Annotated in this window: 16 protein-coding genes and 2 pseudogenes; 3 read left to right on the forward strand and 15 right to left on the reverse strand. The window is 43.9% G+C overall.

What is annotated here, in order from left to right; translation table 11 throughout:
* Window positions 1-58: 58 nt before the first annotated feature.
* The 10 genes from FTV48_RS07125 to FTV48_RS07170 all read right to left on the reverse strand — a co-directional run bounded on the left by FTV48_RS07125 (window position 59) and on the right by FTV48_RS07170 (window position 11,444).
* A complete protein-coding gene (locus FTV48_RS07125) occupies window positions 59-1,429 on the reverse strand; it encodes a phosphomannomutase CpsG (protein ID WP_179999827.1) in 1,371 nt (456 codons plus the stop codon).
* Between the two features lie 59 nt (window positions 1,430-1,488).
* On the reverse strand, window positions 1,489-3,327 hold the full coding sequence (gene glmS, locus FTV48_RS07130) for a glutamine--fructose-6-phosphate transaminase (isomerizing) (RefSeq protein WP_179999829.1): 1,839 nt from the start codon (window positions 3,325-3,327) through the stop codon (window positions 1,489-1,491).
* Between the two features lie 12 nt (window positions 3,328-3,339).
* Window positions 3,340-4,704, reverse strand: coding sequence for a bifunctional UDP-N-acetylglucosamine diphosphorylase/glucosamine-1-phosphate N-acetyltransferase GlmU (gene glmU, locus FTV48_RS07135; RefSeq protein ID WP_179999831.1), 1,365 nt, complete (start codon window positions 4,702-4,704; stop codon window positions 3,340-3,342).
* A 20-nt stretch (window positions 4,705-4,724) separates the two neighbouring features.
* The gene (locus tag FTV48_RS07140) at window positions 4,725-5,246 is read right to left on the reverse strand and encodes a phosphatidylglycerophosphatase A (RefSeq protein ID WP_159516583.1); all 522 of its coding nucleotides are present in this window, start codon (window positions 5,244-5,246) and stop codon (window positions 4,725-4,727) included.
* Window positions 5,224-6,141, reverse strand: coding sequence for a thiamine-phosphate kinase (thiL, locus tag FTV48_RS07145; RefSeq protein WP_179999833.1), 918 nt, complete (start codon window positions 6,139-6,141; stop codon window positions 5,224-5,226). The genes FTV48_RS07140 and thiL overlap by 23 nt, the downstream gene beginning before the upstream one ends.
* An 18-nt stretch (window positions 6,142-6,159) precedes the next feature.
* Window positions 6,160-6,609 carry a transcription antitermination factor NusB gene (gene nusB / locus FTV48_RS07150; RefSeq protein WP_004728813.1) on the reverse strand — a complete coding sequence of 150 codons (450 nt, stop codon included), beginning with the start codon at window positions 6,607-6,609 and terminating at the stop codon, window positions 6,160-6,162.
* A gap of 4 nt (window positions 6,610-6,613) precedes the next feature.
* Entirely contained in the window at window positions 6,614-7,084 is a 471-nt protein-coding gene (gene ribE / locus FTV48_RS07155) for a 6,7-dimethyl-8-ribityllumazine synthase (RefSeq protein ID WP_004280926.1), read from the reverse strand.
* Window positions 7,085-7,102: 18 nt separating this feature from the next.
* On the reverse strand, window positions 7,103-8,218 hold the full coding sequence (gene ribBA / locus FTV48_RS07160) for a bifunctional 3,4-dihydroxy-2-butanone-4-phosphate synthase/GTP cyclohydrolase II (RefSeq protein ID WP_100535343.1): 1,116 nt from the start codon (window positions 8,216-8,218) through the stop codon (window positions 7,103-7,105).
* Between the two features lie 404 nt (window positions 8,219-8,622).
* Complete coding sequence (locus FTV48_RS07165) at window positions 8,623-10,134, reverse strand: aldehyde dehydrogenase family protein (RefSeq protein WP_005094691.1); 1,512 nt, start codon at window positions 10,132-10,134, stop codon at window positions 8,623-8,625.
* 347 nt (window positions 10,135-10,481) lie between these two features.
* Window positions 10,482-11,444 carry an alpha/beta hydrolase gene (locus FTV48_RS07170; protein WP_179999835.1) on the reverse strand — a complete coding sequence of 321 codons (963 nt, stop codon included), beginning with the start codon at window positions 11,442-11,444 and terminating at the stop codon, window positions 10,482-10,484.
* A gap of 366 nt (window positions 11,445-11,810) precedes the next feature.
* On the opposite strand from FTV48_RS07170, the gene FTV48_RS07175 reads away from it, so the two are divergent.
* Complete coding sequence (locus FTV48_RS07175) at window positions 11,811-13,511, forward strand: NAD-dependent malic enzyme (protein WP_005094687.1); 1,701 nt, start codon at window positions 11,811-11,813, stop codon at window positions 13,509-13,511.
* 269 nt (window positions 13,512-13,780) lie between these two features.
* Here the strand turns inward: FTV48_RS07175 and FTV48_RS07180 are convergent, their stop codons facing one another.
* Together FTV48_RS07180 and FTV48_RS07185 are read right to left on the reverse strand one after the other, a co-directional pair.
* Complete coding sequence (locus FTV48_RS07180) at window positions 13,781-14,017, reverse strand: VF530 family DNA-binding protein (RefSeq protein ID WP_179999837.1); 237 nt, start codon at window positions 14,015-14,017, stop codon at window positions 13,781-13,783.
* Between the two features lie 115 nt (window positions 14,018-14,132).
* A pseudogene (locus tag FTV48_RS07185) lies at window positions 14,133-14,322 on the reverse strand (type II toxin-antitoxin system HipA family toxin); the annotation flags it as partial.
* A gap of 346 nt (window positions 14,323-14,668) precedes the next feature.
* On the opposite strand from FTV48_RS07185, the gene FTV48_RS07190 reads away from it, so the two are divergent.
* Window positions 14,669-15,760, forward strand: coding sequence for an ATP-binding protein (locus tag FTV48_RS07190; RefSeq protein ID WP_074383713.1), 1,092 nt, complete (start codon window positions 14,669-14,671; stop codon window positions 15,758-15,760).
* Between the two features lie 48 nt (window positions 15,761-15,808).
* On the opposite strand, the gene FTV48_RS07195 is transcribed toward FTV48_RS07190, so the two are convergent.
* On the reverse strand, window positions 15,809-16,117 hold the full coding sequence (locus FTV48_RS07195; protein ID WP_005173768.1) for a helix-turn-helix transcriptional regulator: 309 nt from the start codon (window positions 16,115-16,117) through the stop codon (window positions 15,809-15,811).
* A gap of 376 nt (window positions 16,118-16,493) precedes the next feature.
* Here FTV48_RS07195 and acnA point away from each other — a divergent pair, with 376 nt between their 5' ends.
* Window positions 16,494-19,250 carry an aconitate hydratase AcnA gene (acnA, locus tag FTV48_RS07200; RefSeq protein ID WP_179999839.1) on the forward strand — a complete coding sequence of 919 codons (2,757 nt, stop codon included), beginning with the start codon at window positions 16,494-16,496 and terminating at the stop codon, window positions 19,248-19,250.
* 268 nt (window positions 19,251-19,518) lie between these two features.
* On the opposite strand, the pseudogene FTV48_RS07205 reads toward acnA, so the two are convergent.
* Window positions 19,519-19,781: pseudogene (locus tag FTV48_RS07205) on the reverse strand (helix-turn-helix domain-containing protein).
* On the reverse strand, window positions 19,741-20,103 hold the full coding sequence (locus FTV48_RS07210; RefSeq protein WP_179999841.1) for an MbcA/ParS/Xre antitoxin family protein: 363 nt from the start codon (window positions 20,101-20,103) through the stop codon (window positions 19,741-19,743). Before FTV48_RS07210 ends, FTV48_RS07205 begins: the two are co-directional and overlap by 41 nt.
* Between the last annotated feature and the right edge of the window lie 40 nt (window positions 20,104-20,143).

A 20,143-nucleotide genomic window follows, 5' to 3' on the forward strand; every position in this document is an offset into this window, starting at 1 on the left:
TATAAATATAAAACGGGAGCAAAATTGCTCCCGTTTTATTGTACTTAATACAGCAGCCTTAACTCTGGATCAGCTGGGTCAACTCATCGACATAGTCCTGCATCGGTCGTGGATTGCGGTCCCGACGGCTTTCAATATTCAGACGCAATAAAGGTTCAGTATTGGATGCACGCACATTAAAACGCCAGGTGCCAAAGTCCAGACTGACACCATCGGTCTGATCAATTGCAGGATTTTGATCGGCATAGTGATCAAAGAGTTTTTGAATCGTGGTTTGGGTATCGGCGACTTTAAAGTTGATCTCACCACTACACGGGAACTTGGCGATCATCTCCTCCACCAGAGAAGATAAGGATTTTCCTGTTTCAGACAGTACTACTATCGCCAGTAACCATGGAATCATGCCGCTATCGCAATAGGCAAAGTCACGGAAATAATGATGGGCACTCATTTCCCCACCATAGGCCGCATTATGCTCACGCATCACATCTTTAATAAAGGCGTGACCTGATTTTGACTGAACCGTGATCCCTTGGTATTGCTCTACAATATCCAGTGTATTCCAGACCAGACGTGGATCATGTACAATTTTTTCGCCAGATTGCTTTAGCAAGAAGGCTTGAGCCAGAAGGCCGACAATATAATAGCCTTCAATAAACTGGCCTTTTTCATCGAACAGGAAGCAGCGGTCAAAGTCACCATCCCAGGCAATGCCCATATCTGCGCCATGCTGAATGACCGCATCACGGGTGCTGTCACGGTTTTCAGTTAAAATCGGATTGGGAATCCCATTCGGGAAATTGCCGTCAGCTTCATGATGAATTTTGATAAATTCGACCGGAATATTGAGTTGTTGAAACTTTTGCTCAATCGCATCAATCACATGGCCTGCTGCTCCATTCCCGGCATTCATGACCAGTTTCATCGGACGGATTTTTGCCGGATCAATATAGCTCATCAGATGATTTACAAATTCAGGCAGAATATTGTATTTCTCAGTACGGCCTTTATTGCTGACGTCAATAAATTCATCTGATTCTGCTAAAGCCTGAATCTCTTTAAGACCAGTATCGGCACTGATTGGACGGGCATTTTCACGTACCAGTTTCATGCCATTATAGTCCATCGGATTATGGCTGGCCGTGATTTCAATACCACCTTGCACATCCAGATGGAAGGCGCCAAAATAGACTTCTTCCGTGCCGGTCATGCCCAGATCCAGAACATTGACACCCGCATCATTTAAACCGTGAATGGTGGCCTGTTTTAAACCTTCACTGCTGAGCCGGATGTCACAGCCAATGACCACCGTTTTTGGCTGATAAATCTGTCCATAAGCACGGCCAATTTTATAGGCAATCTCTTCATTGAGCTCGGTGCCGAGTTTGCCGCGAATGTCATAGGCTTTGAAGCAAGTCAGTTTGGTCATTTATAGGCTCTCCATTCAGAAGAAAAAAGGCCGGTTCCCCAGCCCTGATTCAATTTTAATTATTCTACCGTAACCGATTTTGCCAGATTACGTGGCTGATCGACATCTGTACCACGCAGCACTGCCACATGATAAGACAGTAACTGCACCGGGATGCTATATACAATCGGTGCCAGCACTGCATTGACTGCCGGAATATGTACCACATGCTGACGCTCTTTGGCTTTAATGCCGCTGTTTTCATCGGCAAAGACAAACAGTTCGCCACCACGTGCCTGAACTTCTTCCATATTGGATTTCAGTTTATCCAGCATGTCATCTTGCGGTGCCAGAATCACCACCGGCATGTCATTGTCGACCAGTGCCAATGGACCATGTTTCAGCTCACCTGCAGCATAACCTTCAGCATGAATATAGGAAATTTCTTTCAGCTTGAGTGCACCTTCCAGTGCGATCGGGAAGTGCGTACCACGGCCCAGGAACAGGCAATGCTGCTTTTCAACAAACAGCTCAGACAGACCTAAAATTTCATTATCATGACGTAAAGTGTCCAGAATCACTTTAGGCAAATGCCAGAGTTCTGTGCTGATCTTCGTCATCTGTTCTGTAGAAATGCTATTTTTGACCGAACCAATTTTCAATACTAACAGCATTAAAGCAGCAAGCTGGGTGGTAAAGGCTTTGGTAGATGCCACACCAATTTCTGGGCCTGCCAGTGTCAACAGACTATGCTGGGTCTCACGTACCATCGATGATGTAGCGACATTACAGATGGTCATCGTAGTGATGTCCAGCCCTTTGGCCGCCGCACGTTTCTGTGTATCACGTAATGCAGCCAAGGTATCAGCAGTTTCACCAGATTGAGAAATACACACATAGAGTGTGTGATTCACAATCACTGGCGTACGATAACGGAACTCGCTGGCAATCTCGACCTGACACGGCAGATCAATCAGCTGTTCAAACCAGTATTTGGCGATCATGCCGGCATGATAGCTGGTACCACAGGCAATAATCTGGATTTGCTGGATTTTTGCGAAGTCCTGTTCCGCACTGGCAAGAAAGTCTTTGCGCAGGTCATTGCCATTTAAAGCCTGGGAAATGGTCTGTTTGATCGCTTCAGGCTGCTCATAAATTTCTTTGAGCATGTAGTGCTTATATTCACCTTTAGAGGCATTGCTGACCGCAGCATCCAGTTCCTTGACCGGACGATCGACCAGTTGACCATCGACGAAAACTTCAATCGTGCTGCGGGTCAAACGCGCAATATCACCTTCTTCCAGGTAGATAAAACGGTTGGTAATCGGGAGCAGCGCCAACTGGTCAGAACTGATAAAGTTCTCGCCAATCCCCACACCAATGACGAGTGGAGAACCTTCACGTACGGTAATAAGTTCATCCGGATGATCTGTATGCACGATACCTAGGGCATAAGCACCTTTGAGTTGTGGTACCACCTGGCGCACAGCTTCCATTAAGCTTGGGGTAGATTTAAGGGCGTCATTGATCAGATGTGCAACCACTTCTGTATCGGTCTGTGAAGTAAAGACATAACCCAAAGCTTCAAGATCATCTTTGAGTTCTTGATAGTTCTCAATGATCCCGTTATGGACCACTGCCACATTTTCAGAAATATGCGGATGGGCATTTTCTTCAGTCGGTTTGCCATGGGTTGCCCAGCGTGTATGCGCAATGCCAAGTGAACCGCTAATCTGTGATTCATTCACGGCCTGTTCAAGGTTCGTGACCTTGCCGACACGACGTTCACGTAGGACTTGGCTATTGTTGATGAGTGCCAAACCTGCTGAATCATAACCCCGGTATTCCAGGCGTTTTAAGCCTTCAATCAAAATATTGGTAATGCTACGTTCTGCAATGCCACCGACGATACCACACATATTTATTCCCCCTTATTTCTTGATTTTTTGCGGACGTGGATAGTTTTCTTTGGCAAATTGCTTAGAACGTTCTACCGCCAAACTGTTGTCTTCCACATCACGAGTAATCGTCGAGCCTGCACCCACTGTAGCACCATTGCCAATTTTCACAGGTGCAACCAATGAACTGTTCGAACCAATGAAAGCCTGATCACCAATGATGGTTTTAAATTTATTCGCACCATCATAATTGCAGGTAATGGTACCTGCACCAATATTAGAACCGGCACCGATTTCAGCATCACCGAGATAGGTGAAGTGGTTGGCTTTAGAGCCTACGCCAATCGTGGTATTTTTCACTTCTACAAAGTTACCGATATGCACCTCGGCAGCAAGCTTCGCACCCGGACGCAGTCGTGCAAAAGGGCCAATTTGCGTATCTTCACCAACGATGGCGCTGTCGAAAATGCTATATGGCTGAACCTTGGTGCCAGTTGCAATCTTGGTATTCTTGATAATACAGCCGGCGCCAATTTCAACGTTGTCGCCTAGCTCGCAATTACCTTCGATAATCACGTTGATATCAATGCGGACATCCTGACCGACAGTTAAATTGCCACGCAGGTCAAAACGGCTTGGATCAATCAGATGTACACCTTGTTGCATTAGCTGTTTGGCCTGAAATATCTGGAACTGACGCTCTAAAGCAGCGAGCTGAACACGGTCATTTACCCCTTCAACTTCAAAAGCCATTTCAGGTTCTACCGATGCAACTTGCATACCATCTGCCAAAGCCATCGCCACAATATCAGTCAGGTAATATTCACCTTGAGCATTGTCATTACTTAAATTTGGCAGCCATTGATGCAACTTGGCATTACTGACTGCATAAATACCGGTATTAATTTCTTTAATCTGACGTTGCTCTTCGGAAGCATCCTTGTGCTCAACAATGGCCTGGATCTGACCCTGTTCACGTACAATACGGCCATAACCATTCGCATCCGGCAGGGTAAGGGTCACCAGACCAATACCGGTTTCTGCGGTGGCATCGAGTAATTTTTGCAAGGTTACAGGATTAATGCATGGTACATCGCCGGAAAGAATCAGAGATACGCCATCGTGAGGCAGGACAGGCAAGGTCATTTGTACCGCATGGCCGGTACCCAGCTGTTCAGCCTGTTCTACCCATTTAATATCTTGTTGTGCAAATACTGTTTGAACACGGTCACCACCATGACCATAAATGGTAATAATATTATCTGCGTTTAATTTTTTTGCCGTTTCAATGACATGACCCAGTAAAGGACGTCCTGCAAGGGGTTGTAATACTTTCGGTAAGCTTGAACGCATACGCGTGCCTTTACCTGCAGCAAGAATAATAACAGTCGTTGACATGTTCTAATCCTAAATATGGCTTATGCCACGGTGAAGTAAAAATAAATCAAAATACAAAGAGCCGCCCACAGGCCAGCAATGATGTCATCCAGCATGATGCCAAAACCGCCGTCGACCTGACGGTCAATGACCCGAATCGGCCACGGTTTCCAGATATCAAATAATCTGAATAGCGCAAAACCGACCAGCAGCCAGAGAAAGTTCATCTGGCCGAGATAGATCAGGGGTAAAAATGTGATGGATTGTCCGGCGAATTCATCCCAGACAATACGGCCATCATCATGAACGCCCATGACCTTGGCAGTATGCCCGCAGATATATATGCCAATCAGGGACATGATGGCAATGGCAAAAAGACTGTTTAGAAAATCAAGATGCAGCCAAATCGGGATAAATAAAAGTGCAAAGGCCGAACCAAAGGTCCCCGGTGCTTTAGGCATCAGTCCTGAGCCGAAGCCAACGCCAATAAACACAATCAGTCGGTCGGTCCATGACATGGCTTTAAAATTGATCGCAGGTTTATGCAAAATGTTGATACCCATTAAATTGAAGCAAATGATCTACGCCATCTTTTTCAAAAGTTAAGCCGTCTTGCTGCTGAATTGTGCCGACTATACTAATCGAAACATCAAGTTGTTTTTGCAATAATTTTTCGTAATTTTGCGGGCTTATTGTAAAACATAATTCATAATCGTCGCCACCGGCCAGTGCATACTGCCATTTTTGTGCATCGCTTAAGGCCTGCAGGGCAGGACTGATCGGTAAGTGTTCCAGTTGCAGCTTGGCACCGACTTGCGAGGCTTTAAGAATATGTCCAAGATCTTGGGCCAAACCATCCGAGACATCAATCATGCTATGCGCCAGACCTTTTAAGGCGGCACCGAGCTGACAGCGTGGCGTCGGATAGTCCAGACGTTTCTGTAGCGGATGACCTAAATGATTTAAGGCAAAAGCAGCATCGCCGACAGTTCCACTGACACAGATCAGATCACCTGGTTTTGCACCTGAGCGTGGCACCGCTTGGCCAATATCGACCCAGCCTAAGGCTGTCACAGATAAAGTGAGATGCGGACTTTGGGTGGTATCACCCCCGATTAAACTCACGCCAAATTGATCGCAGCAATCATACAAACCCTGACTAAAGGCTTTGAGCCAGTCATGATCAATTTGGGGTAGGCTCAATGCCAGAAGAATACTATGCGGTTTTGCACCCATCGCGGCAATATCGGAAAGATTAACAGCAACCGATTTCCAGCCAATGGCATGCGGATTTGTATCGAGAGGAAAGTGTCGTCCAGCAACCAGTGTATCGGCACAGATGACCAGTTGTTGCTGAGGCGGAGGGGTGAGCAAGGCTGAATCGTCACCGACGCCTAAATCGACAGAATGGGTATTCTTGCGATTGAAATAGGTGTCGATAATCGAAAATTCAGCCATACAACAATTCGACTTTAATTAGTTGGCTTGTTGCTTTTCTGCTGCACGTAGAGTTGTCGCTAAACGATCCAATACACCGTTGATGTATTTGTGGCTGTCGGCACCGCCAAAATGTTTAGCCAACTCGATCGCTTCGTCTAGAACCACACGATATGGAATCTCAAGATGTTCTTTGAGTTCATACGCGCCTAGACGCAAGGTTGCGAGTTCAACACCATCCAGTGCTGAAAGTTCACGATCGAGTACCGGAATTAAGAGCGCATCCAATGCTTCATGATTGGCAACCACTTGAGTCAACAATTCATGATAATAGCTCAGATCCACTTTATGCATGGCATTTTCCACACGCGTACGTGCTTCAATCTCATGCACCGGATTGTGGCTCATTTGCCATTCATAAATTCCTTGTACAGCAAAGCGACGTGCTTTACGTTTTGCTGCATAAGTTGCTTGAAGTGTTTGCGACATAGCGTTAAATAGCCTTTAACAAGTTAACCATTTCAATCGCAGTCAGGGCAGCTTCGCTACCTTTATTGCCTGCTTTTGTTCCAGAGCGTTCAATCGCTTGTTCAATACTGTCCGTAGTGAGTACACCGTTAATGACAGGTAAGCCAGTGTCCAGGCCAACCACGCCTAAACCTTTGGCACATTCGCCTGCAACGAAATCGAAGTGAGGCGTGCTACCACGAATCACGGCGCCAAGCGCGATGATGGCATCGAAACGATCTGAAGCTGCCAGTTTTTTCGCAACTACAGGAAGTTCCCAGGCACCAGGGGCATGAACAACAGTGATATTATCCTCTGATACACCATGACGTTTCAATGTATCAATGGCACCTTCTAACAGATGTTCAACCACAAAGCTGTTAAAACGACCAACTAAAATCGCATAACGGTCTTCGTTCGCGAGATGTAACATACCTTCAATACGGCGAACTGCCATAGCAACCTCGATGATTTCTTAAGATGTTTGTTGTGCGGTGATGTATTCCACCACTTCTAAGTTAAAGCCTGATAGTGCATTGAAGCGCAATGGAGAGCTGAGCAGCTTCATTTTTTCAACGCCTAGATCACGCAAAATTTGTGCACCGACACCAATGGTCTGATACTGCTGAGACAGTGCAGAATTTGATTTTACATTTTTTGGTGCGTTTAAGGTATCTAAAGCCGGACCCAAATCCTGTAAATGACGTTGCCCAATCCAGACCAGTACACCACGATCACTATTGGAAATTTCTTTTAGTGCACGGTCTAAATTCCAGGCCGGTTCGCCGTCCTGTTTTTTCAGTTTGAGCAAATCACGGGTCGGATTAAAACCATGTACACGAACGGTAGTCACGCCTTCTTTAGGCTCGCCTTTGACCAGGGCCAAATGAATATCCGGGTTGCCCAGTTCACGATAACGATATAAATCAAATGTGCCGTATTCAGTGTCGAGTTTTTGATGATCGAGACGCTCAACAGTTTGCTCATTGGTCATGCGGTAATGAATCAGGTCGGCAATGGTGCCAATTTTCAAACCATGCTTTTCAGCAAAAACTTCAAGATCCGGACGGCGCGCCATCGTGCCATCTTCATTGATGATTTCACAAATCACCGAAGCCGGTTCCAGTCCTGCTAAACGAGAAAGATCACAACCTGCCTCGGTATGCCCGGCACGGTGCAATACGCCACCCGGCTGCGCCATCAGCGGGAAGATGTGTCCTGGCTGTACAATATCTGCCGGTTTGGCATGAGCAGCCACCGCAGTTTGAATCGTGTGCGCACGTTCAGCCGGTGAGATCCCGGTAGAAATACCTTTGGCTGCTTCAATTGACAGGGTAAAATTGGTTCCATGCTGGGCACCGTTTGCATCGACCATCAAAGGCAGATTCAACTGCTGGCAACGCTCTTTGCTTAAAGTCAGGCAGACCAGACCACGTGCATGGGTGATCATGAAGTTGATGTCTTCAGGACGTACGTGCGTGGCAGCAATCACTAAGTCGCCTTCATTTTCACGATCTTCATCATCCATCAGGATGACCATTTTTCCTGCACGGATATCTGCTACAAGCTCTTCAACAGTATTGAGCGGCATCAACCTTCACCTTCTTTTTTGATCTTGATCAGACCGAATCATGACATTATTGGGTACATAGTCTAACGCTTTTTAAGCAATTTTGCCTATGCTTATTAGTTTCCCTATAGTGGTTCAATGTTATACACAGTCTTGGGAATCATGAAAAGCCGACTTTAAATGAAAGCCAGGGCTTTATGCAGGTTTTTTGAACAGTCAAAATGCATAAAAAATGAAAAACTTAGGCGAAGTCCTTCTAAGTTAAAGTATTAATTTGTTTTTTATACAGTTTTATTCCTGTTTTTGTAATTTTCAGATTTTTATTTTGCTGGTCAACGATCAAGAGCAGAAAAATTTACCAGATATTAAAAAACTTGAATAAAACAAAAAAGCGAACCGCAGTTCGCTTTTGAGAAAATTCATACTTAGAAGAAACCAGCCGGTTTGGTTGAATAACTCACCAGCAGGTTTTTGGTCTGTTGATAATGATCCAGCATCATTCTGTGATTCTCACGGCCAATCCCTGATTTTTTATAGCCACCGAAAGCCGCATGTGCAGGATAAATATGATAACAGTTGGTCCAGACCCGACCCGCTTGAATCGCGCGTCCTGCACGGTAAGAGGTGTGTGCTGAACGTGACCACACACCTGCTCCTAAACCATAAATGGTGTCATTGGCGATTTTAATGGCATCATCAAAGTCCTTAAATGTCGCCACCGCCAGCACCGGCCCGAAGATTTCATCCTGAAAGGTTTTCATGTCATTGGTGCCTTTGAAAATGGTCGGTTCAATATAAAAACCTTGTCCCACTTCCTGACGTGCTTCACCGCCGGTCAGAATTTGCGCACCCTCTTCGCGGCCAGTGGCAATACAGCCTAAGATTTTATCCTGCTGTTCCTGCGAAGCTTGTGCGCCAATCATGGTGTCGGTATCGAGTGGATGACCGGTTTTAATGCGTTGTACCCGTTCTACCGCACGCGCCAGAAACTCATCGGCAATACTTTCCTGCACCAAGGCACGAGAAGGACAGGTACAGATTTCACCCTGATTCAGAGCAAACATGGCAAAGCCTTCCAGTGCCTTGTCCAGATAATCATCTTCCTGATCCATAATGTCGGCAAAGAACAGGTTCGGTGACTTTCCGCCAAGTTCCAGTGTTACCGGAATAATATTCTCGGTGGCGTATTGCATGATTTGCTGACCGACTGCGGTTGAACCGGTAAAGGCAATCTTGGCAATGCGCGGATTGGTCGCGAGTGGACGACCGACTTCGATACCATAACCATTGACAATATTCAGTACACCCGGCGGCAAAATGTCCTGAATCAGTTCAGCTAAAACTAAAATGCTGACCGGGGTTTGTTCCGCAGGTTTCAGCACGATACAGTTGCCTGCTGCCAAGGCAGGTGCGAGTTTCCAGGCCGCCATCAGGATCGGGAAGTTCCACGGAATGATCTGACCCACCACACCCAATGGTTCATGGAAATGGTAGGCAATGGTATCTTCATCAATCTCGGAAATGCCGCCTTCCTGAGCGCGGATACAGCCGGCAAAATAACGGAAATGATCAATACATAGCGGAATATCGGCCGCTAAGGTTTCACGGATCGGCTTGCCGTTGTCCCAGGTTTCTGCCACCGCCAGCAGTTCCAGATTTTGTTCCAGACGATCTGCAATTTTTAGCAGGATATTGGAACGGGTGGTGGCTGAGGATGTATTCCACTGTGCTTTGGCCTTGTGCGCTGCATCCAAGGCCAACTCAATGTCTTCTACAGAAGAGCGCGGCACTTTGGTAAAGACTTTGCCATCTACCGGAGAGATATTGTCAAAGTATTCGCCTTTAACTGGAGCGACCCATTCGCCGCCAATGAAGTTGTCGTATTGGGCTTTAAATTGAATTTTTGCACCGTCAGTATTGGGGTCTGCATAACGCATAATCTATTCCTTTATATGATTGTTATTGGTACATGCTGACCCTATTTTCTCAATTGAAAATGCTACAGTTTCAGCAGTCAGCTCTACTATAAAGAGGGAAAAAGACAGGTGGTGCTTTGATTACACGCTTGCTACAAAAGACAACATTTGGAATATGAAGTATAGGAATTAAATTTTATATTTAATCGAAGCTTATCGTGAGAAATAAGCATTTAACTGGCGCTTAAAAAATCGAAGGATTCATGTATTTCTGATGGTTGCGGATTACATTCAAGAGGGCCATTTTATTCAATCAAAACACTTAACAGAAAACAGGAGCCTAAAATCATCTTTCCTGTTTGCCGGCATTATAGTCCTTTGCTGTTGAGCCATTGAAACAGCTGCTGATAAACCTGTTCACGTACAGATTTGTCTGAAAGCACCAGATCGTGTAAACCATTCTGAATGCTTTGAACCGTGACATCAGCTTTAATTTTTTTGGCATATTTCTGAATGTCTTTAACTCCCAAAATCACATCACTAGTTTGCGCTGCCTTGCCCCATTTTTTTGGATATAAAGTCTGATGCGAATGCATGACCAGAACCGGAATATCGAGTTCGATGCCGCGATGAATTTCTTTTTGTGCTTCATAGATGGCACGAATAAAACTGATCCGTACCCTTGGGTAGCGGGTCTTTTTCCAGTCCAGACTGAAGTCCCATTCCCCTTTTAAATCCTTGTGCAGACTGGTGGCATACCATTTATTTAACTCACTCGGAAATTTAAGGTCGGGAAAAATTTTCGCCAGTTTGCTTAACTGCGGGATGCCGAGCGCACGTTTTATCGGATTCATATTAAAGTTATAAAATGGACTGTTGACCCAGAGTGCTTTGATTAACCGATGATTAGGGTGATGTGCCGCGAACAATGTGGTGATGAGGCCGCCGGTAGAATGACCACAGAGCAGGGCAGCATCATGGCCCTCGCTTGCGATAATATCCAGTGCCTGGCTAATTTCTGCATCATATTCAGACAGCTCATGCACATTATAATAGTTCTGATGCGGCAGAATCGAACGGCCATATTTTCTTAAATCCAGCGCATAAAAATCAAAACCTTGCTGATTAAAGCGTTCCGCCATTTCAGTCTGGAAGAAATAATCAATAAATCCGTGAATATACAAAACTGCTTTAGGAGTAGGCTGCGCTGCTTTTTTACGTATCAGGGTTGCTACAACTTTGCCCTCATAGTCATCTGGAAAGCTCAAGGTGGCTTGCTCATAGCCGATGCCTAAAATATCAGCTTGATAAAGGGGCTGGAATTCACTCATTTTTATACTCATTTATATTATTGAATTTATACTTTATCCTTGATGAGCTTTAACTTTTTGTCAAATCAATCTTCTGCCTTAGCAGTATGAAAAAGATCAACACTATTTAAATAGGCCATAACCCATTTTAAATCAGTGAGATTTTAAAATAGAACAAGCATTTTTGATGGATAAAAGAAATTTATTACAAAATTAACCAAAATCTCTCCTATCACGCTACGTTATCAGATTATAAAATCCTGCTAAAAGCATTATCAATTTACTAAATACCCCAAAAGGCTAAAATCAGGATAGGCTATATAAAATAACGATAGTGATGTCATTGTTTTCGGCGAAGTGCCGAGGATTGATTAGAAGAGTTAAATAATGCCCAGAGAAAATTTGAACAGTAAACGCCCTTTATATATTCCGTATGCCGGAAATACCTTATTAGAACTCCCGTTACTCAATAAAGGTTCTGCATTTACTGAAGAAGAGCGCAGAAGCTTTAATTTGCATGGTTTAATTCCTCATGTGACCGAGACCATCGAGGAGCAGAGTCAGCGCTCTTATCAGCAATATTGTGCTTTTAATAGTGATATCAACAAGCATATTTATTTGCGTAATATTCAGGATACCAATGAAACCCTGTTTTATCACCTGATTGAAAATCACCTTAGCGAGATGATGCCGATTATTTATACCCCGACTGTGGGGGAGGCATGTCAGCGCTTTTCTGATATTTATCGCCGTCATCGCGGAATCTTTATTTCCTATCCGGATCGCGATCAGATCGAACAGATTATTCACAATATTAATAAAAAGAACGTGAAAGTGATTGTGATTACCGATGGCGAACGCATTTTGGGTTTAGGCGACCAGGGGATTGGCGGAATGGGGATTCCGATTGGTAAATTGGCACTCTATACTGCCTGTGGGGGAATCAGCCCGGCGTATACCTTGCCGATCACTCTCGATGTCGGCACCAATAATCAGCAATTGCTGAATGATCCAATTTATATGGGCTGGCGTGAACCGCGGATCAGCGGCGATGAATACTATGCTTTTGTCGAAATGGTAATTCAGGCCATTCAGCAGCGCTGGCCGGATGCATTGATTCAGTTTGAAGACTTTGCGCAGAAAAATGCCATGCCTTTGCTGGAAAAATACCGTGATCGCATTTGCTGTTTTAATGATGATATTCAGGGAACCGCTGCGGTTTCGGTCGGAAGTTTAATTGCCGCTTCACGTGCAGCAGGTAAGCAGTTGAAAGATCAGGTGGTGGCATTTCTGGGGGCTGGTTCAGCTGGTTGCGGGATTGCGGAACAGATCATTAAACAAATGATTGCGGAAGGCTTGAGCGATAGCGAAGCACGTGCACGAATCTTTATGGTCGACCGCTTTGGTCTGATCACTGAAAATCAGCCGAATTTACTAAATTTTCAGCGTAAATTGGCACAGCCTGCTGAACATGTAGAAAGCTGGGCAGATGCTGAAGCCATGATTTCATTAACAGATGTCGTGAAGCATGCTAAGCCAACAGTACTGATTGGGGTTTCGGGGCAACCGGGATTATTCACACAGGAAGTGGTTGAAGCTATGGCTGAGAATAGCGTGCAGCCAATTATTTTCCCTTTATCCAATCCGACTTCACAGGTAGAAGCAGTACCGGCAGATATTTTGCAATGGACTAAGGGTAGAGCGCTGATTGCCACAGGTAGCCCCTTTGCACCGGTGAATTATCAGGAAAAAATCCATCATATTTCACAGTGCAATAATTCTTATATTTTCCCCGGAATTGGGTTGGGGGTGATTGCTTCGGGTGCGAAGCGTGTTACAGATAATATGCTGATGGCTTCTAGTAATGCTCTGGCGGATTGTTCGCCTAAGTTGCAAGACCCACAAGCGGATTTATTGCCGAGTCTCGATTATTTGCAGTCTATTTCAAAGCAGATTGCGTTGAAAGTCGCCCTTGCTGCCATTGAGGATGGGGTGGCGCCTAAAGTAAGTATTGAGGACTTGCAGTTAGCGATTGAGCATAATTTCTGGACACCGCAATATCGTGATTATCAGCGGGTCACTTTCTAATTTTAAATGAAGACAAACTCTGACTAAGCACTCGTTTCGGGCTGGTCAGCGTTTATTGGTTAAAATAGGCAATGCCTAAAAAAAGCCCCGATCTTTCGATCAGGGCTTTTTTGAATCTGGAGCGGGAAAGGAGACTCGAGCTCTCTGATTCCAATCTCGATAAAGTCGCTGAGATTTATTTTATTAAATAATATTAATTTTAAATATATGATTTAATGTAAAATATTTTACTGACTGGTATAATTTGATGATGAGAGAGGGGCCTGGGTCTACGGTTTCTGTTTTGCCTTTTGGCGTAAGACGTACAAATATAAGCTTTCTACTTTTTCACGTGCCCATGGTGTGGTACGCAAGAATCGCAATGATGATTTAACACTTGGGTCTATGCAAAAACATCTAATTTCAATTTTATGACTTAAACCTTCAAAGCCACCGTAGTAATCCAATAATTCATCCAAAATGTCAGCAAGTTTTTTGCCGTGTAAAGGGTCATTGGGGGTGTTCATAATAGATCAATCGTATTTTGGGTGACCATTATTATAACCTGAGCTAATTGGAAAACTAGAGCGTTTGAATGTAGGTAATGATGGACTGAATAACCATCAAAATTCTGGAGCACGCCCAGCAATCGGGTGAGGCATCATATATATGACTTGGTAATCCCATGTGCTGTGTAGGAAAGTTTTTTCTTAATGGGTCACCTTCTTAATGGGAGTAGGTACGAGGAGCGTTCTAAACCTTTACGGATCGCTTCAGCACTGTATTCAAAGGCAATTAATGGTCGACCTGTGATTGCTGTTGAGGAGACCAGTGTACCCCAAAGCCAATATTCACCCCATCAATTATAGTAAGCATTAAGTTTTTTGAGCGTGGATTTATTTCCAGATAAAGTCGTTCTTTACGAAGCCTCTCACATAAAACGCAACAACTTCTTCAGGTTTTTCTGAATCTTAAATCCATAATATTGGGTCTTATGTTTAGATATGGCTATTAAGCCACAAAATAATGGAGTTATAAAATGTGTCGGTTGATCGGTGCAAAGGTGCTTTATTGGATGATTAGATCCTATTAGATTAAAGAAGTCTAATTAGACATTTACAATCTAATGGAATCTAATACAATCTATAGCAATAAAGAATCATTGCTGAGTAATTAAAATGAGTAGCATCTCCAATGACCCTTGGCATTTTCCACGTACAGAACTAGCTAAACAAATTTTAGGCATGTTTGAGACTGGACTAGCTAGTTCTCTGACTTTTTTTGCCCCACGCCGGATGGGAAAAACTGAATTTTTACGAAAAGATATTACGCCCTTAGCAGAACAGCTTGGATGGCGCGTTTTTTATTTCAGTTTTTTAGATGCAGGCCTGCATAGTGAAGGACAGTTTGTAAAAGCTCTTGATGAGTTTTCACAGCAAAATGGCTTGATTGGTAAAGCCAATCATTGGATTAAAAATATTGGCTCTTTAAGTACAGAGGTGGCAGGTGTAAAAGCCGAAGTGACTCTTGCACAAGGGCAAGTGAATTCCAGTATTTTATCTAGTATTACAAAACTGGCTCAGCAGGGTAAACCTATTTTATTGCTACTTGATGAGATTCAGGCTTTAGCTAGTTCAAAATATAAAACAACTATTGCCAGTTTGCGTACTGCTTTAGATATGCATAAAGAAACGATAAAGGTAATTTTTACTGGTTCAAGTCGAGAGGGCTTGAGACAAATGTTTTCTGTGAGTAGTGCTCCATTTTTTCATTATGGGCAGAATTTACCTTTTCCAAATCTAACAAAAGCATTTACAGATCATCTGGCAGATGTATTTAATCAAACAACAGGACGTAGTTTGGATAAAGAAATTTTATGGTGTGCTTTTTTAGATATGAAGCAAAGTCCTCAACTGGTGAGGTCATTGGTTGAGCGTTTAGCATTAAACCCAATGCTGGCTATAGATTTTGCAAAGGAACAGCTTATAGCCGATACAATGGGGCACCGTGACTTTTCAGGATTATGGGGAGAGTTTAAGTTATTAGAACAGCTGCTCTTAAAAGCCATAGCTGAATCACAAGTTGAACTTTATAGTATTCAATTTAGACAGCATCTTGCTGACTCCATCGGTGTAGACAGCATTGCAGTATCAAGTATTCAATCTGCCCTACGTTCTTTATCAAAAAAACAAATTATTTTTAAACCAGAAAATGGTACTTATGAAATCGAGGATGCTCTTTTTAAAGAATGGATTATGGATGAAGCATAAATTTTTTAATAATGGTCAGTACCCGGTAAAATACCTCGTTAAGAGGATTCATGATTCCTCATCTCCGAGAAGACCCTTCCATGGGTTGGTCATTAAGTCATCCTGATCTTCGATCGTGATTTTAATTTCATCATTCAATAATTGTCTGATTAAATGAACTTTATCATCTGGAATGAGCATCAGTTGAGCATTTAATCCTGCCGCGATAATTTCTAAGGTCTCTAATCGTGGATTGCCCTGACTTTCCAGTTTTTGGTACTGCTGTCTTGAAATGCCGGTACGGGATTGCATATTAACTTGCTTTAAGCCCAATAGGGTTCGTCTTTTTTTGATTTGCTGAAGTAAAGATTCATTCATTGTAGACACATTTATTTCTTTTAGGTTCTATAAGAAACATATTAGTTTCTTTTTTTTGAAAAGCATTTATGATTTTATTATTTCGATCTGTAAAACAGCCCTAGCTACGTAGTGATCTGAAATCATTCTGAAAATACAGTTAAAATACGCGGTTCAATTTAACTTATCTCCTTACGGAATTGGCAGAAAGATTGTCGATGCCGGATCTGAACTGTCGACAACTCTCTGGCAAAAATTCCTGGCAGCCCTGCATTTAACTGCCTAGCACAATCCGATAATAAATAATAACAACCCCGCCGCGCAGTTGGCATACAGTAAGTAAAGAAGTGGTGGACTGTGATCATAAAAATAACATCTCAAGCCGGAGGTAAACTAGATGGCCAAGTATAGTGATATCAATAGTTTTAATACCTTAGAAACATTGACCGTCGGTTCAGAACACTATCAGATTTTCAACCTGTCCAAATTGCAAGCGCAATTGGGCGACCTGTCCCGGCTGCCAAAATCTTTAAAAGTCTTGCTGGAAAATTTACTACGTTTTGAAGATCAGCTCACGGTGAAAACCGAGCATATTCATGCGCTGGCAGGGTGGTTAAACAACCAAATCTCAGAACAGGAAATCCAGTATCGTCCGGCACGGGTGCTGATGCAGGATTTTACCGGTGTTCCCGCAGTGGTTGATCTTGCCGCGATGCGTGCAGCGGTGGCCAAAGCCGGTGGTGACCCGGAAAAAATTAATCCATTGTCACCGGTGGATTTGGTCATCGATCACTCGGTGATGGTCGATTACTTTGCCAGCCCGCAAGCTTTTGAGCAGAATGTCGCCATTGAGATGCAACGCAATGGCGAGCGCTACCAGTTTCTACGCTGGGGGCAGGCTGCGCTCAATCAGTTTCGCGTGGTGCCGCCAGGAACCGGGATTTGCCATCAGGTTAATCTGGAACATCTGGCACAAGTAGTTTGGAGCAATGAGGTCGATGGGCAGCGCTTTGCCTTTCCTGATACCTTAGTCGGTACCGATTCACATACCACCATGATCAATGGCTTAGGCGTGTTAGGTTGGGGAGTGGGCGGCATCGAAGCGGAAGCGGCCATGCTGGGCCAACCGATCTCCATGCTGATTCCAGAAGTGATCGGCTTTAAGCTCATAGGTAAACTCAAAGAAGGTATTACAGCAACTGATCTGGTGCTGACCATTACCCAGATGCTGCGCCAAAAAGGCGTAGTTGGAAAATTTGTCGAATTTTATGGCGATGGTCTGGCCGATTTACCCTTGGCTGACCGTGCCACTATTGCCAATATGGCACCCGAATATGGCGCTACCTGTGGCTTTTTCCCGGTTGATGAGGTAACGCTTTCCTATTTACGTTTAACCGGACGTCAGCCGGAAAGAATTGCCTTGGTAGAGGCCTATAGCAAGTTACAAGGATTATGGCGTAATCCGGGGGATGAACCCGTCTTTACCGACACTCTGGCTTTAGATATGTCGACAGTAGAAGCCAGTCTGGCGGGTCCGAAACGCCCGCAGGATCGTGTGCTATTGTCGCAAGTGCCAAAAATCTTTCATGCCTTCATGGATCTGACCTTGAAACCGGTCAAAGAAGAAAAAGAGCGTCTGGAAAATGAAGGAGGGGGAGGTACGGCTGTTGAAGCGAAACAGGCCAACCTGCCACATGAAAATGCTTTTTGTATGATTGATGGTGAAAAATATCCGTTGCAGCATGGTGATGTAGTGATTTCAGCCATTACCTCCTGTACCAATACCTCGAATCCCAGTGTCATGTTGGCAGCAGGCCTATTGGCCAAAAAAGCAATCGAAAAAGGTTTGCAGCGAAAACCTTGGGTGAAAAGTTCACTGGCTCCAGGTTCCAAAGTGGTCAGCGATTATCTTGATGCAGCAGGGTTGACGCCTTATTTGAATCAACTGGGTTATAACCTGGTGGGTTATGGTTGCACTACCTGTATTGGTAATTCGGGACCTTTACCTGAAGCGATTGAAGAAGCTGTGCAATGTTTTGATTTGAATGTAGCCTCAGTGCTTTCCGGAAACCGTAACTTTGAAGGACGGGTGCATCCTTTGGTGAAAACCAACTGGCTCGCCTCGCCACCCTTAGTAGTTGCCTATGGTCTGGTCGGGAATATTCGAACTGATCTCACTGCTGAGCCGATAGGTGAAGGCTTTGATGGCCAAGCAGTTTATTTAAAAGATATCTGGCCGACACAGATGGAAATTGATGCCGCACTACAGAACGTGAATACCGAGATGTTCCAGAAAGAATATGCGGAAGTGTTTGAAGGCGATGCCAAGTGGAAAGCGATCCAGATTCCACAAAGTCAAACCTATGCTTGGGATGAACAATCAACCTATATCCGGCATCCTCCCTTTTTTGCAAAAATTGATCAGCCGGTGCGACCAATTCAGCCGATCAAACAGGCACGGATTTTAGCTATATTAGGCGATTCAGTCACGACGGACCATATTTCCCCGGCGGGTAATATCAAAAAAGATAGTCCGGCCGGCCGATATTTGCAGCAACAGGGGGTTGAGGTAAAAGACTTTAACTCTTATGGTTCCCGCCGTGGCAACCATGAAGTGATGATGCGAGGTACCTTTGCCAATATCCGCATCAAAAACGAAATGCTGGGTGGCGAGGAGGGTGGCAATACCCTGCATATTCCAAGTGCAGAAAAACTCTCGATTTATGATGCGGCAATGCGCTATCAGGCAGAACAAACCCCACTCGTAATGATTGCTGGGAAAGAATATGGTACCGGTTCTTCACGTGACTGGGCGGCCAAAGGCACCAACCTGTTGGGGGTGAAAGCGGTGATTGCTGAAAGTTTTGAGCGGATTCACCGTTCCAATCTGGTTGGCATGGGGGTGTTACCTTTACAGTTTGTAGAGGGTCAAAACCGGCAGATCTTGAACCTGACCGGACATGAAACACTGTCAATTTTAGGCTTGTCGGATGATATTCATCCGCATCAAATGCTGAAAGTAGATGTGCAACATACCGATGGTACGTGTAGCCATTTTCAAGTGTTGTGTCGTATTGATACCTTGAATGAGGTGGAGTACTTTAAGGCCGGTGGTATCTTGCACTATGTCTTGCGCAATTTACTCGCTTCCTAAATTGAATGATGAAAGCCCGATACCTACCATAATGCCGGTCAGTTAAGAATTGAAAAACTAAAATTATGCTCAATTAAGACATAAATTTAGATCAATTTAAATTCAAATATAAGGAAATTTAGATTTGTTTTTCATCCAAATTTCCTTAACTGACTGGTATTAATCTTTTGATGAGCCTTTTCATAATCTAATGGAGAGCGCTGACCATTGGAACTATGCCTACATTATTAGGTGTAGATATCAAATGTGAACATAGATCTAATCTAATTTATTCATCATATTCCGCAAATATTTCTTCAATTTCATCCCATTGGGGCAAGTTAAACTTTTTTTATTCATTTCGAATTGTAAACCCATGCCATCAAGCACACGTTCAAATATGTCAAATGAACCTGTAAAATGGCCATTCTCTATCTCTGAAATTGTTGTTTTATTCACTTTAGTCTTTTCTGAAAGACTTTTCTGTGTATAGCCTAATAATTTGCTTATCTTAAAGTTTAGCCCGAAGACCTTCCACCAATTGTAAAACAGAGGCCAATCCCTGAGGGTTCTGAATCTGTTCTATTGGAATGCCATTCATCAATTTATTGGGTGATTTCATAAAATGCTGCATCCAGGCTGTATCCCCACCTGTCAGAGCATCTAATGATGTGGTAATACGGATTAAAGTGAGGGCGATTTCTCCCTGTTTTGAAGTAGGATCTAATTCAAGAGAAGTTAAAGTTTTCACCGAATCTATACTGAGTATTAAGGCTAGTTGATCCTGTGCAAGACCAAGTCGTTCAGCAGCAGCTAAGACTGCCTTAGCTAATATCATTTTCTGTTTTGCAGTTTTTTCTGATGTTGTATGCATGATCGATCCCTGTTCCAGACGCTGCTAATTCATAGAGTTT

The organism is Acinetobacter sp. YH18001 (genome assembly GCF_013416975.1).
In the GTDB taxonomy this organism is placed as follows: domain Bacteria; phylum Pseudomonadota; class Gammaproteobacteria; order Pseudomonadales; family Moraxellaceae; genus Acinetobacter; species Acinetobacter pseudolwoffii.

What these genes read in the sequence shown, in the direction of transcription:
- FTV48_RS07125 (WP_179999827.1), bottom strand. Translation starts at nt 1,429, where the DNA reads ATGACCAAACTGACTTGCTTCAAAGCCTATGACATTCGCGGCAAACTC.
- glmS (WP_179999829.1), bottom strand. Translation starts at nt 3,327, where the DNA reads ATGTGTGGTATCGTCGGTGGCATTGCAGAACGTAGCATTACCAATATT.
- glmU (WP_179999831.1), bottom strand. Translation starts at nt 4,704, where the DNA reads ATGTCAACGACTGTTATTATTCTTGCTGCAGGTAAAGGCACGCGTATG.
- FTV48_RS07140 (WP_159516583.1), bottom strand. Translation starts at nt 5,246, where the DNA reads ATGGGTATCAACATTTTGCATAAACCTGCGATCAATTTTAAAGCCATG.
- thiL (WP_179999833.1), bottom strand. Translation starts at nt 6,141, where the DNA reads ATGGCTGAATTTTCGATTATCGACACCTATTTCAATCGCAAGAATACC.
- nusB (WP_004728813.1), bottom strand. Translation starts at nt 6,609, where the DNA reads ATGTCGCAAACACTTCAAGCAACTTATGCAGCAAAACGTAAAGCACGT.
- ribE (WP_004280926.1), bottom strand. Translation starts at nt 7,084, where the DNA reads ATGGCAGTTCGCCGTATTGAAGGTATGTTACATCTCGCGAACGAAGAC.
- ribBA (WP_100535343.1), bottom strand. Translation starts at nt 8,218, where the DNA reads ATGCCGCTCAATACTGTTGAAGAGCTTGTAGCAGATATCCGTGCAGGA.
- FTV48_RS07165 (WP_005094691.1), bottom strand. Translation starts at nt 10,134, where the DNA reads ATGCGTTATGCAGACCCCAATACTGACGGTGCAAAAATTCAATTTAAA.
- FTV48_RS07170 (WP_179999835.1), bottom strand. Translation starts at nt 11,444, where the DNA reads ATGAGTGAATTCCAGCCCCTTTATCAAGCTGATATTTTAGGCATCGGC.
- FTV48_RS07175 (WP_005094687.1), top strand. Translation starts at nt 11,811, where the DNA reads ATGCCCAGAGAAAATTTGAACAGTAAACGCCCTTTATATATTCCGTAT.
- FTV48_RS07180 (WP_179999837.1), bottom strand. Translation starts at nt 14,017, where the DNA reads ATGAACACCCCCAATGACCCTTTACACGGCAAAAAACTTGCTGACATT.
- FTV48_RS07190 (WP_074383713.1), top strand. Translation starts at nt 14,669, where the DNA reads ATGAGTAGCATCTCCAATGACCCTTGGCATTTTCCACGTACAGAACTA.
- FTV48_RS07195 (WP_005173768.1), bottom strand. Translation starts at nt 16,117, where the DNA reads ATGAATGAATCTTTACTTCAGCAAATCAAAAAAAGACGAACCCTATTG.
- acnA (WP_179999839.1), top strand. Translation starts at nt 16,494, where the DNA reads ATGGCCAAGTATAGTGATATCAATAGTTTTAATACCTTAGAAACATTG.
- FTV48_RS07210 (WP_179999841.1), bottom strand. Translation starts at nt 20,103, where the DNA reads ATGCATACAACATCAGAAAAAACTGCAAAACAGAAAATGATATTAGCT.